This window comes from Fischerella sp. JS2 (genome assembly GCF_032393985.1).
In the GTDB taxonomy this organism is placed as follows: domain Bacteria; phylum Cyanobacteriota; class Cyanobacteriia; order Cyanobacteriales; family Nostocaceae; genus Fischerella.
Genome location: NZ_CP135918.1, coordinates 2,216,757 through 2,232,187 on the forward strand (window position 1 = coordinate 2,216,757; position 15,431 = coordinate 2,232,187).

Sequence of the window (15,431 nt, forward strand, 5' to 3'; positions counted from 1 at the left end):
TATAAAATAGCTTACCAATCAAGTCTTGATACCATTTCATAAAATTCTTGATCGAAATCTTCTTCCTTGTCGCCCCATCAGATCGATTTATAGCAAAACGGTATGACTCGTTTCTGGAACTATAGCAGTTCTCAGTTGTGTGAAGTACAATCGAAACCCCACTAAAGCTGCGCTTTTGTTCCCCTAAGCGCTTGCGCTTAGGGGTTGGGGGTGGGGTTCAAGCGTATTGCATCTATCCAAACGAAAATAGCTATGTAATACGTGGCAAATAGCCATTTACAAATAAAACAGGCATCAGTTATGTTATGTTAGCGTTGGAAATTAAGATTTCTCAGACGACGTAATAACCGAATTAGTGGTGACTCTATCTTGAGTTCAAAAGCTAAAAATTGGGTACGTTGCAGAGAATTAAAATTATTGTCGCTGACAAGGATTAATGAGCGCTGTCCATTTGGTAATTTGGGGCCAAGAGTTAAACCTTCGATATTATCTAAAAATACATCAAGCTTTCTTAAATCAAAAAGTAGCTTTTTCTGGACTGGTTTGATATTTTTGGTATCTAATGTCAAAATACTTTCAACATTATGAATATCCGAAGCTCCTGTCAAAGAAACTTGAAACAGTGCAATATAAAATCCCAAGCCAGTAAAAGACCGTTCTAAACTCAGAAAATGTCCTTGATTGTCAATAGCAATTAAATCAGGTATGCCGCTAGCAAATTTGCGAGATATATTAAAAAATGGTGCTATCGGTTCAGTAAGATAAAGAAATTCTTTTTCTGGTTGATTAGTAAATAGATTATATTGCAAAATTCGACATGGACTACTAGTATTTGGCTTCGCTTCTGAACCATCTTGAATGAGAGCATTCTCAGTGACTGTAAATAAATTGTTCTCGTTGGGTGTAATGGTGAGACTTTCAAAAGCTAAGTTGTTACGGATACCTTGTTTTCCATTTTTATCTGGTAAAAATTTCTTTGGTATGGATAGTGTTGTTAACGCTTGACCGGAAGACAAAGAGAACTCTTTGATAAAAGGATTTATGAATTGATTCGCATCACCTTCAGAAGAAATGAATACTGTTGACTTGCTAGTTAAGGCTATTCCTTCTGCATCAATACTACCAGCAGCAAATGTTTTACCAGTTTCATTGACTAGTGGAGTGACAGCAACAGTAGTAACGCCACTGTCTTGAAGTGAACCTTTGCTCAGATCTATCTTGAAAGTGTAAAAACGAGCAGGCGCTTTATTGCTACGGTCATCAGATATAGCATAATACAGATCATTTTTGGCATTATAGGTGATGCCAGATAATCCTCCTACTTCTGTTTTTTGAAATAAAAAACCTTTGGGTAAAGTAGCAGAACCAATAAATTTTATATCTGCAATTTCAACAGCAGATGAGCTGAAATTACTAAAGAATAAACTGATAACAAAAATTGGCAAAAAAAATAAAATAATTTGGGTAAATTTCAGAATTTTTCTGAATAAGTGCATGGGTAAGCGTTGTTAACATAAAAGTCAACAACACGATATCATGCTCAGTTCACCAAAAAGTTGACAAACCAGTCTTTGACACTGCGTGTAGCGCGGCAGTCATCTTCGTTGTAAGATTGAATTTTTTCTAGTAAGGTGCGATCGCCTGTTCTTAACCACTGATCATACCAGTATATACACTTAGCGCCACTTGCTTCTGGATTGCGCCACTCAAACCCCAACCAACGTGCGATCGCTTTTAAGGCGTAACTTTCTACTGGCAATGCTACACTTTGAGTTAATTTTTCATATACATCTACAAACCGATTCAATATAGGCTGGACAACAGCGTGGGGAGTACGGTAAAGTTTAGCCAGTCGTTTGACCGTATCAGATTCGTACACGCAAAAATGATAAATTGGCGCATCAGGATACTGCCACACTAAATTCAAAAATTGCTGCCAGATTAATTCTTCGTCTTCTGGCTTTTCTGCTAAAAAAGAATAAAACTGTTCTGTATTGGTTTGTCTGTCAACAAGCAAAACCCCCAATAAGTAATCCAAATTCAGATCTGGTTGGGCTTCAATGTCAAAATAAAACTCAATCGGCGCTGTAAATGATATGTCTGGAGGCAAATTATTAACACTCAGATGATTTATTTGCTGTGGAGAAAGTAGCAGTGTATTCAGTTTTGGGTAAATACCACTGACTACCATAGTTCCATTTGTAGTTACATCATCTTCGCTTGATGTGAAAATTTCGTCTTGGCAAGGTAGGATGAGTGGACGATTTTCTAATACGGCTTGAGCTTGAACGACAATTTTACAAGCGACTTCGCTATCAAAACCAGGTAGATTTTCCAGGAATGTAGGATTTGTTTGTGCTAAAGATTCTAATGTGGTGATATTTAGTGCTTGTAGCTGAGTGTAGCGAACAGGTGTGATACCTGGTAGTAAAGAGAGGTGTTTTTGAAATTGAGCGATCGCATAACAACTACTATACCAATGGCAAAGGTTGCATTTTTGCCGACTAATAAATACTTCTGGTGCTTGTTGTCTTTCCAGAGTTTGAATTAACTCCCACAGCATCCGATGCATTTGTGGCATCGCTTTCATCAAATCTACTGGATATCTGGTCTCTTTGCCACGTAAAATTAGCCAAGGCGTTTCTGGTTCTGCTTGCTGCACCACCGCCAAAACTTGAGCATGAAATGCTGCTACAGTTTGATACTCCAGCTTGGGACGTTTTCCTAGTTCAATATTCACCGGAACATACATCCAATCTCCAAAGCAAGATTGTCCCGGTTTTTTTATGAGTAAATCTGGACGACTTAAGAGAGTATATGTTTCTAAATTAGCAGAAACGAGGGAAGAAGACGCAGGGAAACGAAGACATGAAGATACAGGGGATGTTGCTGATAAATTTTCTGCTTCTGTAATATTTTCTGTATTTGTTACCCCATATGAGTGCAACTGGATATCAGAGTACTGAGTTAACAGCACACCATGATAAATACACTCTACGCCCTGCTGCATTAGTTCCACAGTTGCAGTTTTCCCTCTGTACCAGTCTCCTTGGGGATAATTAGGTTGGCAAGAGTTCCACTGTGCGAGGATTGTCTTTTGGTATGCAATTTTGTCTCGCTGCAACTTTAGGAGCAAGTCATTTGCACCATCTGTTTCCCTGAAGTCACCGTGGATATCTAGATAAGGTCGGCGCTTACAGCGATGGTATTGCAGTAGTAGTTCAGCATTAATCAACATTTAATATATTGTAACTCCCAAAGGCTGAGAAGCTTGGGGTTTTGGGACTGAAGCTACCAGTTTTGATTGTTCTACTCCTGGTATTACACTTTTGTATTATTTAACTTTAGCAGACTACCAAATAGCGTTAATTTTTGTATAGCCTTATTTTATTCTAAAATACTACAGTTCTAATAGTCTATTAGCAACAAATTTCTAGACATTCTCTTAAATTCTCAATTAGATGTAATATTTTTATTCATCAATTATTGAATATAGAAAAGGGCATCTTTCAAAAGATGCCCGTCTTGCAGGATTACACCCGCAAAGGGTGTACCTACACCTTCCCAACAATCAGCAACAGTGACTAATGTGTGATTAGCCACACTCACAGTCACAGACGTGATATTAGTAATTTTATTAACTCAATATTTAATTGCCACCTGTGTATTCACTTAAGTTTTCTTTCTATTGATTTAGGTAGATAATGCCGAGAATAGGTTTTTCACTACGCTAAATATGCTTGGCGATGAATTTATCGTACTGACTAGAGCGATAAACTACGCCAGAAATAGCAGCGATTATTAACCACGAAAGCGTATTTAGTCGCAAATCAAAAAGAGTAACATCAGCTGTATTAAATAACACCCAAACTCCAAATACTACTTGATAACTAAAAAATATTAATTTGTCTTCGGTTTTGAGAATTTTTGAATTTAGCAACAGTTGCATACCTGCTATAAATATCCAGCCCAGTAAAGTGCAAAATAAAAAAGTTGCGGGCAATCCAGTTTCAGCAGATAGCATTAAAAAAAAGTTGTGGGGATGGCCCAACCAAATATGCATTTTTGCTTGGTAAAGTTGGGTAAAGTTGCGTAAACCCCAACCAGTCCAAGGACGTTGCTGAGTCAATGTCCAGGCAAATTGCCACTGAGTTTTGCGGAGGAGACCAACTGGTCTATCTGGATACATTTGGTCATTTAACCGCGCCCAAAAGTAAGCAGGTACTAATTTGCGAAATAATTCAGCGATCGGTCGAGGAGCAAAAGCAGCTAAAAGTATAGTTGTGGCTATGGCAGTGACACCAGCTACCAAAAAGTGCCAACCTTGATAAAGTGCATAAATTAAACAGGCAAAAATAGCGATCGCCCATGCATTGCGTGAGTTGGTTAAAATTAATCCCACAAAATCAAAAATTACTATTAAGGTAAGCAAAAGTAGTGAGAGAGTGGGAGAAAAAAAACGCAAGGGAGAATAATTAATGAATCTTGTGTTTTGAGTTTTGAGTTTTGAGTTTTGATACTCTTCTAACCATAAACCCAATCCCAGCACAAAAACTATTACTAGGTAACCAGCCAAAGTGTTAGCGTACATGAAGGTAGAAGCCATACGACCAGGTGGGTTTCCTCCTGATGCGATCGCCCAACCAAAAATATTTTCCCAGTATCGTGGTGTAGTCCAACCAAAAAACAATTGTCCTAAGCCAATGACGACTACCACTACAGAAGTACTCACTAAAATCCAAGATAGCTGTCGCAGTTGTTGTGGTGTTTGAATTAAAACACTAAAAGCTGCAAAAAATAAAATGAATGGCAAGAAATTCGATAGACCAAGAATTGCCTCCTTTTGATCAAAGGCAAAGACAGTACTAATGACGAGTAATATACTTAAAAGCGTGAATCCTAAATTATGAGGTTGACGAATAATACTGCGGTATTTTATGAGCCATGTTCCTAACAATACTATGCCCAAAACCACGCTTCCCCACAATGGAACTAATGGAAAGATTAGCAATCCTACTTGGGCGGAATTCCACAAAAATTGGAGTTTAGGGTCAGGATGACGTAAAAAAGGTAATCTATACTTGGTCATTTGTTCTTTGTCATTAGTCATCTGTTATGTGTCATTTGTCTATTGTTTATTGTCAGTTGTTTCTTATATTCCAATAATCAATAACTAATGACCAATAACTAATGACCAATGACTATTTCGTCAAGCTATTTCCCAACATTCTGCACGAGTGAGCCGAATTTGAGCTAAAGCAAAGATAGTTGGAATTATTCGACCATAGTTAACAGCGATCGTTCTCCATCCTAAATCCGCAAAAAACCAAGCCCACATCATCGGCCCTAAAAATGCAAATACACTCCTAACAGCACCATAACGAGCTGCACTTACAGCCATACCCCGTCGTGCCATCTGCAAAGTGACATAGTTTTGAAACTGCATTGTAGCAGCAGCTCCACCTTCAAGTGCGGCTTGTTTGGTGACTTGATAGGTAGCAAAATGTATCGCAAATTGACGGGCAATTTGCTTCAGCAACAATGGCTGGATCACAGAGGTGACAGCTAAAGCGCTACCTCCTTTTAAAAGTAACCCTAAGGGGTCACGCTGCAACGAAAGTGGTAGCGGTTCATTCAGTTGTGATTTTGCCAACTGACGCTGCACTTGTGCAGTTAGTTTTTGTTTTTCTTTTTCCGGCAATTTTTTCCACACCCGCCCCAGCAGATGTAAAAACACTTCTGCTTCTAAATCAATAGTTGATAAATCATGAGAATAAGGAATTTTTAAATGCTTACATACCTGGAGTAGCGCTTGCCGATATGTTACCTGGTTTGTACGTCCTCGCAATACCGTTACACCATCGGCTGCCAAAAAACGAAAGCGTTCCTCTAGTGCGTCTAGCCAAGCTTCACGACCTTGGCTTTGTATTTCTATCGGTTCAGGTGTCTGAACATAATCTAGGGGATTGAACTTACGGCTAAACAGAATTGCCGTTAAGTCTTGCAATTCATCTTCGGTTGCAAGTTCGAGTGCCGCCCTCAGTTCATCCAATTTCCCTGCCTCCCATGCAGCTTTATCCTGTACCTTATTCTACTATTAGCTTTCGGCAGTCATTTGTTTATTATTAGGCACATCGTACTCGAAAATAGCTTGCACAATGCATAGAAGCTGATTTAGAGGCTATTTAGACTTACTCTCTTAACTTAGAAATAAGGCAGAGGGCAGAGGGCATAAGGGAAGAGAATTTGACTTGTCTGTATTCATGGGTAGCGGGTAGTGTACTGCTAGTGCGACTGCTTTTGAGGTTCGTAATCTGGTACAAGACCCCCACGGGCAATTGTCCACAACAAAGGTATAAAAATTTAACTCCTCCTATACCCTTACAACCCCATACCCATATTACTTAAATGGCTAAACTACAAGTTACCTTGTAGTTTGTTGGAATATCAAATACACTTAGAGAGTTTGATTCACCAAGGTATTTATTCAATCATGCAAGAAAAATCTGATTGGATCAGTCGTCATTTATGTGAAACAGTTCAACTAGGTTGTGAAGCGTCTCACTGGTTTGGATAAATATAGTTTTGAGGCTGGTGTTTGTTAGTTGTGATGAGGAGTAACCAGGCACTAATTATTCTCACCTTTTAAAGGATCATGTCCCTAATTCATTAATGAGTAACGCCAATGTGTATTTTCCACATCTCCATTGGGTTTTTGTGCTAAGTGACGATGGATGTAACTGATGACTTTTTTCATATGCGAAATGTCGTCATCATTATATTTATCTTTTTTATTTTCTAAAAATTTAACAATTTTTTTCCCTGATTTATGTCCTATGGACTCTGAGTCTCCATCTTTTTGACCAACAGATTGAGATTCGTCTGTTTGCAGCCAAGATTGGAGTTCTTTGACTGTCATATTTACTGAGCTATGAAACTCATCAATTATTGATTTTGTATCTTTAGTCATAAAACTATCATTATTCCTTTATTTTCTCAAGGGCATCTGGTTTATGAGCAGCTTGTTTGCCTGTTTTATCACTTTCAACTAAGTATTCTGGATTCTCTTGAGAAGCTGCTACGTGATGTCCTTTGATTTCTGTGGATGAGGTGAGTTTCTTTTTAATTTCACCAGTAGTTTCACCTTGAGATGTATTCCACTTTACTTTATCTCCTCTTTTAAATTCTTCAGTCATAGATTATGCCCTTATTAATTTTTTACTTTTACTAATTATGTTGAGAAATATAAAGCAATTAATCAGTCTATTGATAGAAAAATAAGAAACAATATAGATTGCAATCAATAAAATATTCTCGGCTAATGTCTTGTATGTTTGCTGTAAGCGATCGCATTTACAGAGGATTTGTCAACTGTAAGGCATCAGTTTATAAGGTATGAAGTTGATGGCGCGATCGCAATCAACAAAATACAAGTATAATTCGCTACTTGTTCATGAAATAAAAATCAGCATAAATATATTTAACTATTTTCACATTTAAATAATGTTATTTTTACTGATATATCTGAGTATGATTCCGAAATGCTACAAATAAAAGTTGTAGCTGTTTATATCCCCACAACAGTGGGATTTACGCTTTTTAATTATTCACGCACTTTTTATGAGCAGTAGTAGTTCCGTATTGACAAAAGTTGCGAGAGTTTCTGGTATTGCTTTGCTGACAGCATCTACCACAGCTGCAATTACCTATCAGCCTAGTTATGCCAGTGGTACAACCTTCTTTTGTGCTGTTAGCAAAGGTTATCCGACGACATTTGCCAAGACTAACAATGGAAGGAAAATACCAATGATTCGCTGGGTTCCGAACAATTACTTCTCCTCTAAGTTATCTCCTGTACAACGCTGTAGAGAAGTATCGGATAGATTTCAAAGAAGCTATGATAACGGTACTCTCAAAACCATTATTTCTGGTACGTTGAATAAACAACCTGTTGTATGTGCTGCTGCCACCACATATGATATTTGCAATAACAGTAATCTATTATTTACTCTCAAGCGTGGTACTAATGCTAAACAGGCTGTGGAAAGGCTGTTAGATCGTAATGGTTTAGCGGCGGGGAGAATACTTAATCAAAATAGTGATAATACCCAAATTTATGTTGATTTTGATACGTATCTCAACAGTGTTAAGCCTGAACCATAAGTTTATACCTGTTCTTAGGTTACAGTAATGAATGTGGTGATAAAGGCTTTGCTATCTGGGCTTCCCAGAGGTAAAGCCTTTTATGTTGGGTTCACAGTGCGCCTTAGAATTTATGATACTAGCTTGAAAATAAGGCAGAGGGCAGATGGCAGAGGGCATAAGGGATAAGAATTTTCATGTTTGGTTATGTATCCGACTAAAATCGCTATATTCTTTCCCTGTTAAGAGTTCCCTTGCCTAAATAGATAATTTATTTTGCACGACTACTTATTAACACACATCAGAGTTTGACAGTTCGTCTTTTGACAGGAGGTGAATATTTAGCTTAAAGTTCCCTATGGAACAAAATCAGCTTTAGCATGTTAGATTTGTGGCTGCTCGTAACCTTAGGGTTCTTGGGAAGTTTTGGACATTGCTTAGGGATGTGTGGCCCTTTGGCTGTGGCTTTTTCTTTGTCTCATCAACAAGAAGCTGGTAACTGGCGGCAGCAAATCAAATTTCACACTCTGCTAAATTTGGGACGAATGCTGAGTTATACCCTAGTTGGTGCAGGGATTGGGGTACTGGGTTCTGTATTACTTGCTAGTGGTCAAATCGCAGGAGTTGGTAGCCAATTACGGCAGTGGATAGCAATTATCACTGGTATTATGTTGATTTGGTTTGGGTTAGGACACATCAAACCCGACTTCTTGCCGCGAATCCCAGTGTTACATCCTTTATTACAGGGAAGTTTGCACAACCGCTTGAGTAGCGCAATGGTCAAACTTTCCTCACAAAACAGTTGGTGGACACCAGCAGCTTTAGGCATGACTTGGGGTTTTATGCCCTGTGGTTTCTTGTATGTTGCCCAAATTAAAGCTGCGGAAACTGGTAATTTGTGGATGGGTGCAGCAACAATGCTGGCTTTTGGTTTGGGAACTTTGCCGATGATGTTGGGTGTAGGTGTGTTTACATCTGTATTGAGTAAAGACAGACGCAGTCAATTGTTTCGTTTGGGTGGTTGGGTAACTCTCACCATTGGTGTGCTGACACTGCTGCGGACTGGGGACACTATGGCAGATTATACCGGACATGCGGCACTGATCTTGTTAATGCTAGCACTTGTTGCTCGTCCGATAAGTTACTTGTGGGCAGCACCTTTACGTTATCGTCGTGCTTTAGGGGTAGGTGCTTTTGTACTTGCCGTTGTCCACGCTGTCCACATGATGGAACACTCGTTGCAATGGAATCTTGATGCTTTTTGGTTCTTACCACCTGATTTTCAGTTGGGTATGACTGCGGGTGCTATGGCGTTGGTATTGATGACTCCTGCTGCTGTAACGAGTTTTGATTCGTTGCAAAAGTCTTTAGGTAAGCGCTGGCGACAGATTCATTTACTGGCTATACCAGCCTTACTGTTGAGTGCTATGCATACTGTGATGATTGGTTCCCATTATTTGGGAAATAAATTAACGACAATACTCTTGGGAATAATTACTCTGGGGGTATTGCTAATAAGAACCAAATTTTTTTGGTCAATATTATCCTTAGAAAAGTTTTATGTATCTGTTAGTAAATCAAACCGTGTTGAATGACAAAATTATGGATGCGATCGCTTGATTTTTTTAGAGAAAGTAAACAAAAGACCCCAACTATTGAAAATTTAACTCAAATGTAGTACCTTCCAGTTTTGAATTAGGATATGTTTCAACATAAGTTTTGATGATTTGTTGAAAAGCCTCTGCATAGCTCAATGCTGCTGCTAACTGTTCCCAACTGGGAGTGCGAGAAAATTTAATTCCTCGCTCTTTAGCTACTTTACGACAAGCACGGTAAGAACCATACTGTTTAAGTAACTGGGCTTTATCAATTATCTTTGGTGTAGAAGGTAAAGCTGCAAGAGGCGGTTCGTCAATCTGTAAGCTCTGCTGTTGCAGTTCATTAACAGCAACCTGTGCAACTGTGTAGATGGCTGCGGAATTGTGCAGCTCATGAAGCTGATTTTCTTTTAGATCCTCTAGTAATTGAGTGATTCGTTTTTTACCCATAAGTTTTTACTTATCTAAAAGAGAGCGTCCTTGTGAAGCAGGATCTGTATGCATTTGTGGTTTTTCTTTGTACTCCTCATCTGCATCAACGTTACCAGGAAGATAGGATTGGGAGACATTTGTAACTTTCAGTGGTTCTGTTTCCTCACCTTTATCCTCACGCCACCATAGTACAATTGCTTTGATTGCTTGTAGGAACTTGAAGAATCGACTAGGAACAGATAAATAACTCCAGTAAACTTTTTCTGAATTATCAACATCTGAGACAGAATCAAACGCTGTTGAAAGTTGGTCTAAATGTCCAGCCATCGAAGCGATTTCACGCTCTAGGTCTGTCACAATCTGTCGATTATTAGAAGCAAGCTGTTCTTTTTCTAGTTTGAGTTGGCTAATCATAACTTGTAGACGTTCTACGTCTGCTTTTAAGCGCAAGGTAGATTGTTTATGTTCTTCATTTCTACGGAGTAGTTGTGAGCGACTGCGATTTGTGAAAATAAGACAATCTCGCATTTCTTTGTACAATTGATCTGCCTGTGAGTGACTAAGGCTTTCAATAGTCTTAGGAAACTCTGTAGCGGAGCGAAAACGAGCAGACGATTGATTCTGGCCAGTCATAGTGTTATTGAATTAAACCCTTAAATTTGCATTACCATTAAATATTTGGTTGTAATTATAGATTCACTGCTGAAGGGCAAAGTTTCGGAAAAACTTTCCCTTTACCCTTTACTCAAACTCTTGCAAGAGTTCTAATTATTTGACTCTATTTTTGTTGAGCCATCAGCTTTCACCCAAGCGATCTGAGCAATAGAGCGATCGCGTGCATATTGGCGAATTGCTTCGGCGTCTCGTCCTCCCAAATCCATTTCTACTCGCACTAGATGAGTAGAGTTACGGAGTTTTTGGGCGTAGGCAAAAGCAGCACCATAGGCATGATGGTTTTCTGCTACAACTAAACAGTGAGTAGGCGGTGTAGTTTGCGGTAGTTGCTGAGAAAAAGAAAGAGCCTGATATAAATCTTCAATAAATAACGCAAAACCAATACCCGGAATATTCTCGCCTTGGGGGTGATACTGTCCTAAAAGCTGGTCATAACGGCCACCACGCCCTAATACTCTTGCTCCGGCTTCGGTATTACTAACTACTTCAAAAGAAATGCCAGTATAGTAGTCGAAGGTTTGAATCAGGCTCAAATCTAGAATTAATGGGAAATTTGCCTGATTTTCTAGTAATTCAACCAAGGATTTCAGGTTATTCACCGCCTCTTGTTGGGGAACATCTAAATCCAGGCTACTTACTTTTTGTAAAACATCAGCACTGTTGCCCCGCAAATCCATGATTATTCTGGCACGGGAACGTAATTCTTCAGTTAGGGGTAAATTGTCGATCGCAACTCTGTCAAGATGGGCGATCGCATTGCGGACTTGGTTGCGTAAGTTAGCAGGAAATGCCTGCAACAGCGATTGGGTAACTCCTGCTTCGCCCAAAATTAAATGCCAGTGGTTAATCGAGAGTGCTTGCAAACAATCTGCTACTAACAGCAATACCTCTATATCAGCCACTAAGCCACCACCACCTAATAACTCTACCCCAGCTTGATAAAATTCCTGCGGTTGATTGCGCCGATAATCCGAAGTGCGTTGGAAAACATTGGTATTGTAGTATAGACGCTGGGGATAGGTAACTCCTGCCATACGAGTGACAGCCGTACGAGCGATTGAGGCTGTCAGTTCTGGACGCAGCCCCAATTCTTCGTCTTCAACATTTTGCAATTGAATTACAGTTGAACGTTGAATAGCACCCCCCGCCATCAGCGTATCTATCCGCTCTAACGTTGAGGTGATAATTCTGTGGTATCCCCAGCGGTGAAATACCTGCTGTAGCCTGTTTTCTATCCAGCATTTCTGAGCTACATCAAGGGGCAATAGATCCCTAGCTCCCGCTGGTGGTTGATACACCATGAACCCTCCGTTATATTAGTCCCGTTTTGCTGCAACATCTCCTCGTATATCGGATAATATTATCTGATTTGAACGCGGCTAGAAATATTCGTCTCCAGCACCTTGCTGCTGGTGGAAAATTTCCGAGTAGCGTGTCAGGCTCAGCTGGTGTATCGTCTCAAAGCGAAGGTTATGGGTAAGCTGCCCTTATCATGCGATCGCACAATCGCGCAAGTCGCTGTCATTTTTTCTTCCCACCAAACAAACCTCCAAACAAACCGCCACCTCCCGACTTATCTGGTTGCTTACTTGCAGCGTTAGGAGATGAGGTCGCTTTAGAGTTACTAGGTTGTAGCCCTAAAGCCTTTTCTATTTTTGGTTTCCATGTCAACGCTACTTGATCTTTAGGGTCTAATTTTAGGGCGTTATCGAAGTGAATTTTTGCCATTTTCAGCTGATTCTGTTTCACATATACCAGTGCAATCAGACTATGACAGCGACTATTTTTAGGCTCTAGCTTCAGAGCATCTTGCAACTCTACCTTGGCTTGGGCAAATTGGTTTTTGTCAATTAAAGTTTGAGCGCGACGCAGATACTGTTCTGCTGCTGAATCTTCTTTGGCTGGTGCTGGTGGGGGTGGAGGTGCAGCTGCTGTATTTGGCTTTAGTGTACTGGAGTTAACGATGGATTTAGCAGGCGGCGGTGGCGTTGAGACTGCTTTGCCAGCACTCCGCATGAGGTAAACTAAATTCAATTCACTGATTTGAGCAATGACTTCAATTGATTGCTGCAAAGAATCATATTGAGTTGCTGCAATTTTGGCGATCGCAACTTTATAGGCTTGTTCTACATTAGATATACTTACTAATTGTTTTGCAACATCAGTAGTTAGTTCCACCGAAGCAGATTCTTGGAATAAACGCTTGCCCATCTGCGACAGAACTATAACGTATTCTGTATAATTTTTTTCTTGAGATAATTTCTCGTAAGCAGGGTTAACTAACTTTGACAACAACTCGCTTGCTAGCTGTTTTTCCATTTTACTAGACATAGCAGAACTATCCGGGTGCAGGCGGCGGGCTATTTTCAGATAACGTTTGCGGATATCTTTAGTATCTGTATTGATTGGTACACCTAAAATTGCGTGGTAGTCTATGAAATCATATCTAAACAATCCACGATCTATTTTAAAAGACATAGAGCAGTTTTATACCAAAAGATATGTGATTCTTACTAGTTTATCTTCAGTACTAAGCTTACCTGCAAGAGTTTTTTTCCTTACTCCTTTATATACATCTCGACTAATGACACAAAGAACATACTCATACCTGTACTTTTACCCACGGGTTTGATTGTAAAGAATGGATCGAAGCTGCGCTGTTGAATCTGTTCAAAGATACCAGGGTCATTGTCAGCGATCGCGCAATTCCCAAATCTCGGCTAGGAACTAATGTTGGTTATTGGTTGGTAGTTAGTGGTTAGTGGGTAGAGACGCGAGGAACATCGCCTCTGTACATTAGTAGTTAGTGGTTAGTAGTTTATTACTCCTCATACTCCACCCTTACCTTAAGCCACGCAGGGCGCGTCTACACACTCCCCGCCTTCCCCACCTCCCCATTGCCCCTAATCCCCTCCAGGGGACCGGTGAGTTCCCCATTACCCCAATTGCCTATTTACTTCCAAGCAGACCAAGGTGGAACTTGCTGGAGTTCCTGACTAAGAATTTCGTGAATATATCCATTTGTCGCCAAAATTCTACCTGACTCAATTTTTATCGGAGTGCGATCATAAGCAGTGACTTTTCCGCCAGCTTCACGCACTATAATAATCCCTGCTGCAATATCCCAAGGAGAAAGACCCCGTTCCCAGTAACCATCAAGACGTCCACAGGCTACATAAGCTAAATCAAGGGATGCAGATCCACTACGTCGTACTCCTTGGGTAAGGTGAGTGAAGTGACAAAATTCTGCGTAATTGTTATCAGAAGTTTCACGGCGATCATAAGCAAATCCCGTCACCAGTAGACTTTTACCTAATTCAGAAGTGTCTGAAACTTTGATTGGACGGCGGTTACGAGTTGCACCCAAATTTTGGGCTGCACGAAATAGTTCGTCATGAAAAGGGTCATAAATAACACCTACTTGCGGAACACCATTGATTAGTAACCCGATAGAAACAGCAAAAAACGGGTATTGATGAGCGAAGTTTGTTGTACCATCTAAAGGATCAATCGTCCAAAGAAACTTATTTTCTTGATTTCCCAGTTTCCCAGATTCTTCTGTAAGAATGGCATGATCAGCAAAGTGACGACCCAAAACTTGTAAAATGACTTCTTCTGAAGCTTTATCCGCGACAGTAACTAAGTCGCCAGGTCGTCCTTTTTCGGTAATTGCGTCTTCTACCTTTCCCAAGTAACCTTGCAAAACTGCACCAGCAGCTAGCGCCGCTTCTGTGGCAACATCTAGAAAAATTTGTAGATTAGTCATTGGTCAACAGTCAAGGGTCCATTGTCAATAGTCAAGGGTCAATAGTCAACAGTCAAGGGTCAAAACTACTAACTACTGTATGGGTACACAGCTATGTGTTCCTACTACTAACAACTAACAACTAATGTACAGAGGCGATGTTCCTCGCGTCTGTACCCACTAACCACTAACAAAATTATGAATGCTTTTCGAGTCGGAGTTGCCGGGCCTGTAGGATCGGGAAAAACTGCTTTAGTCGATGCTTTGTGTAAAGCGATGCGTGATCAATACCACATTGCGGTGGTGACTAATGATATTTATACACAGGAAGATGCACAGTTTTTGGTACGTTCTCAAGCTTTAAGTGGCGATCGCATTATCGGTGTAGAGACTGGCGGTTGTCCTCACACTGCTATCCGGGAAGATGCTTCCATGAATTTAGCAGCAGTTGAACAGTTAGAAGCGCGTTTTTCTGATTTGGATTTAGTTTTTTTAGAAAGTGGCGGCGATAATTTAGCTGCTACTTTTAGCCCCGAATTAGTAGATTTAACAATTTACGTTATCGATGTTGCTGCTGGTGATAAAATTCCTCGCAAAGGTGGTCCTGGCATTACTAAATCTGATTTGTTGGTAATTAATAAAACTGATTTAGCTCCCTATGTTGGTGCAGATTTAAGTGTAATGGAAAGGGATGCCAAAAAAATGCGCGGTGATAAACCCTTTATTTTTACAAATTTAAAAACAAAAACAGGTTTAGCAGATGTAATTGAATTCGTGACTAAAAATATTTGTTAGTGCTTAGGAATCAGTTAACAGTTAACAGGGAGTAATAGAATTTG

14 protein-coding genes are annotated in these 15,431 nt (G+C 39.9%); 3 read left to right on the forward strand and 11 right to left on the reverse strand.

Annotation, left to right across the window (positions count from 1 at the left end):
* Positions 1-308: 308 nt before the first annotated feature.
* The 6 genes from RS893_RS09255 to RS893_RS09280 all read right to left on the reverse strand — a co-directional run bounded on the left by RS893_RS09255 (position 309) and on the right by RS893_RS09280 (position 7,196).
* Positions 309-1,496, reverse strand: coding sequence for an esterase-like activity of phytase family protein (locus RS893_RS09255; RefSeq protein WP_315790906.1), 1,188 nt, complete (start codon positions 1,494-1,496; stop codon positions 309-311).
* Positions 1,497-1,540: 44 nt separating this feature from the next.
* Positions 1,541-3,238, reverse strand: coding sequence for a TM0106 family RecB-like putative nuclease (locus RS893_RS09260; protein WP_315790907.1), 1,698 nt, complete (start codon positions 3,236-3,238; stop codon positions 1,541-1,543).
* A 492-nt stretch (positions 3,239-3,730) separates the two neighbouring features.
* Positions 3,731-5,110 carry an O-antigen ligase family protein gene (locus RS893_RS09265; RefSeq protein WP_315790908.1) on the reverse strand — a complete coding sequence of 460 codons (1,380 nt, stop codon included), beginning with the start codon at positions 5,108-5,110 and terminating at the stop codon, positions 3,731-3,733.
* A gap of 99 nt (positions 5,111-5,209) precedes the next feature.
* Positions 5,210-6,052: a YaaW family protein gene (locus RS893_RS09270; RefSeq protein WP_315790909.1), complete on the reverse strand. Its 843-nt coding sequence runs from the start codon at positions 6,050-6,052 to the stop codon at positions 5,210-5,212.
* Between the two features lie 609 nt (positions 6,053-6,661).
* Positions 6,662-6,970, reverse strand: a complete 309-nt coding sequence (locus RS893_RS09275) for a DUF3140 domain-containing protein (protein WP_315790910.1) — start codon at positions 6,968-6,970, stop codon at positions 6,662-6,664.
* A gap of 10 nt (positions 6,971-6,980) precedes the next feature.
* Positions 6,981-7,196: a DUF2945 domain-containing protein gene (locus RS893_RS09280; RefSeq protein ID WP_315790911.1), complete on the reverse strand. Its 216-nt coding sequence runs from the start codon at positions 7,194-7,196 to the stop codon at positions 6,981-6,983.
* A gap of 424 nt (positions 7,197-7,620) precedes the next feature.
* Between RS893_RS09280 and RS893_RS09285 the strand changes: the two genes are divergently transcribed.
* Positions 7,621-8,163: a COP23 domain-containing protein gene (locus RS893_RS09285; protein WP_315790912.1), complete on the forward strand. Its 543-nt coding sequence runs from the start codon at positions 7,621-7,623 to the stop codon at positions 8,161-8,163.
* A gap of 359 nt (positions 8,164-8,522) precedes the next feature.
* Positions 8,523-9,737, forward strand: coding sequence for a sulfite exporter TauE/SafE family protein (locus RS893_RS09290; protein WP_315790913.1), 1,215 nt, complete (start codon positions 8,523-8,525; stop codon positions 9,735-9,737).
* A 57-nt stretch (positions 9,738-9,794) separates the two neighbouring features.
* Here the strand turns inward: RS893_RS09290 and RS893_RS09295 are convergent, their stop codons facing one another.
* The 5 genes from RS893_RS09295 to RS893_RS09315 all read right to left on the reverse strand — a co-directional run bounded on the left by RS893_RS09295 (position 9,795) and on the right by RS893_RS09315 (position 14,613).
* Positions 9,795-10,190 carry a hypothetical protein gene (locus RS893_RS09295; protein ID WP_315790914.1) on the reverse strand — a complete coding sequence of 132 codons (396 nt, stop codon included), beginning with the start codon at positions 10,188-10,190 and terminating at the stop codon, positions 9,795-9,797.
* A 6-nt stretch (positions 10,191-10,196) separates the two neighbouring features.
* A complete protein-coding gene (locus RS893_RS09300; protein ID WP_315790915.1) occupies positions 10,197-10,805 on the reverse strand; it encodes a hypothetical protein in 609 nt (202 codons plus the stop codon).
* A gap of 131 nt (positions 10,806-10,936) precedes the next feature.
* Positions 10,937-12,148 carry an ATP phosphoribosyltransferase regulatory subunit gene (locus RS893_RS09305; protein ID WP_315790916.1) on the reverse strand — a complete coding sequence of 404 codons (1,212 nt, stop codon included), beginning with the start codon at positions 12,146-12,148 and terminating at the stop codon, positions 10,937-10,939.
* A gap of 220 nt (positions 12,149-12,368) precedes the next feature.
* Positions 12,369-13,325 carry a DnaJ domain-containing protein gene (locus tag RS893_RS09310; protein ID WP_315790917.1) on the reverse strand — a complete coding sequence of 319 codons (957 nt, stop codon included), beginning with the start codon at positions 13,323-13,325 and terminating at the stop codon, positions 12,369-12,371.
* 475 nt (positions 13,326-13,800) lie between these two features.
* Positions 13,801-14,613: an inositol monophosphatase family protein gene (locus RS893_RS09315; protein ID WP_315790918.1), complete on the reverse strand. Its 813-nt coding sequence runs from the start codon at positions 14,611-14,613 to the stop codon at positions 13,801-13,803.
* A 177-nt stretch (positions 14,614-14,790) separates the two neighbouring features.
* Here RS893_RS09315 and ureG point away from each other — a divergent pair, with 177 nt between their 5' ends.
* Entirely contained in the window at positions 14,791-15,387 is a 597-nt protein-coding gene (ureG, locus tag RS893_RS09320; RefSeq protein WP_315790919.1) for an urease accessory protein UreG, read from the forward strand.
* Positions 15,388-15,431 lie beyond the last annotated feature (44 nt).

What these genes read in the sequence shown, in the direction of transcription:
- RS893_RS09300 (WP_315790915.1), bottom strand. Translation starts at nt 10,805, where the DNA reads ATGACTGGCCAGAATCAATCGTCTGCTCGTTTTCGCTCCGCTACAGAG.
- RS893_RS09255 (WP_315790906.1), bottom strand. Translation starts at nt 1,496, where the DNA reads ATGCACTTATTCAGAAAAATTCTGAAATTTACCCAAATTATTTTATTT.
- RS893_RS09275 (WP_315790910.1), bottom strand. Translation starts at nt 6,970, where the DNA reads ATGACTAAAGATACAAAATCAATAATTGATGAGTTTCATAGCTCAGTA.
- RS893_RS09265 (WP_315790908.1), bottom strand. Translation starts at nt 5,110, where the DNA reads ATGACTAATGACAAAGAACAAATGACCAAGTATAGATTACCTTTTTTA.
- ureG (WP_315790919.1), top strand. Translation starts at nt 14,791, where the DNA reads ATGAATGCTTTTCGAGTCGGAGTTGCCGGGCCTGTAGGATCGGGAAAA.
- RS893_RS09260 (WP_315790907.1), bottom strand. Translation starts at nt 3,238, where the DNA reads ATGTTGATTAATGCTGAACTACTACTGCAATACCATCGCTGTAAGCGC.
- RS893_RS09295 (WP_315790914.1), bottom strand. Translation starts at nt 10,190, where the DNA reads ATGGGTAAAAAACGAATCACTCAATTACTAGAGGATCTAAAAGAAAAT.
- RS893_RS09285 (WP_315790912.1), top strand. Translation starts at nt 7,621, where the DNA reads ATGAGCAGTAGTAGTTCCGTATTGACAAAAGTTGCGAGAGTTTCTGGT.
- RS893_RS09305 (WP_315790916.1), bottom strand. Translation starts at nt 12,148, where the DNA reads ATGGTGTATCAACCACCAGCGGGAGCTAGGGATCTATTGCCCCTTGAT.
- RS893_RS09280 (WP_315790911.1), bottom strand. Translation starts at nt 7,196, where the DNA reads ATGACTGAAGAATTTAAAAGAGGAGATAAAGTAAAGTGGAATACATCT.
- RS893_RS09315 (WP_315790918.1), bottom strand. Translation starts at nt 14,613, where the DNA reads ATGACTAATCTACAAATTTTTCTAGATGTTGCCACAGAAGCGGCGCTA.
- RS893_RS09290 (WP_315790913.1), top strand. Translation starts at nt 8,523, where the DNA reads ATGTTAGATTTGTGGCTGCTCGTAACCTTAGGGTTCTTGGGAAGTTTT.
- RS893_RS09310 (WP_315790917.1), bottom strand. Translation starts at nt 13,325, where the DNA reads ATGTCTTTTAAAATAGATCGTGGATTGTTTAGATATGATTTCATAGAC.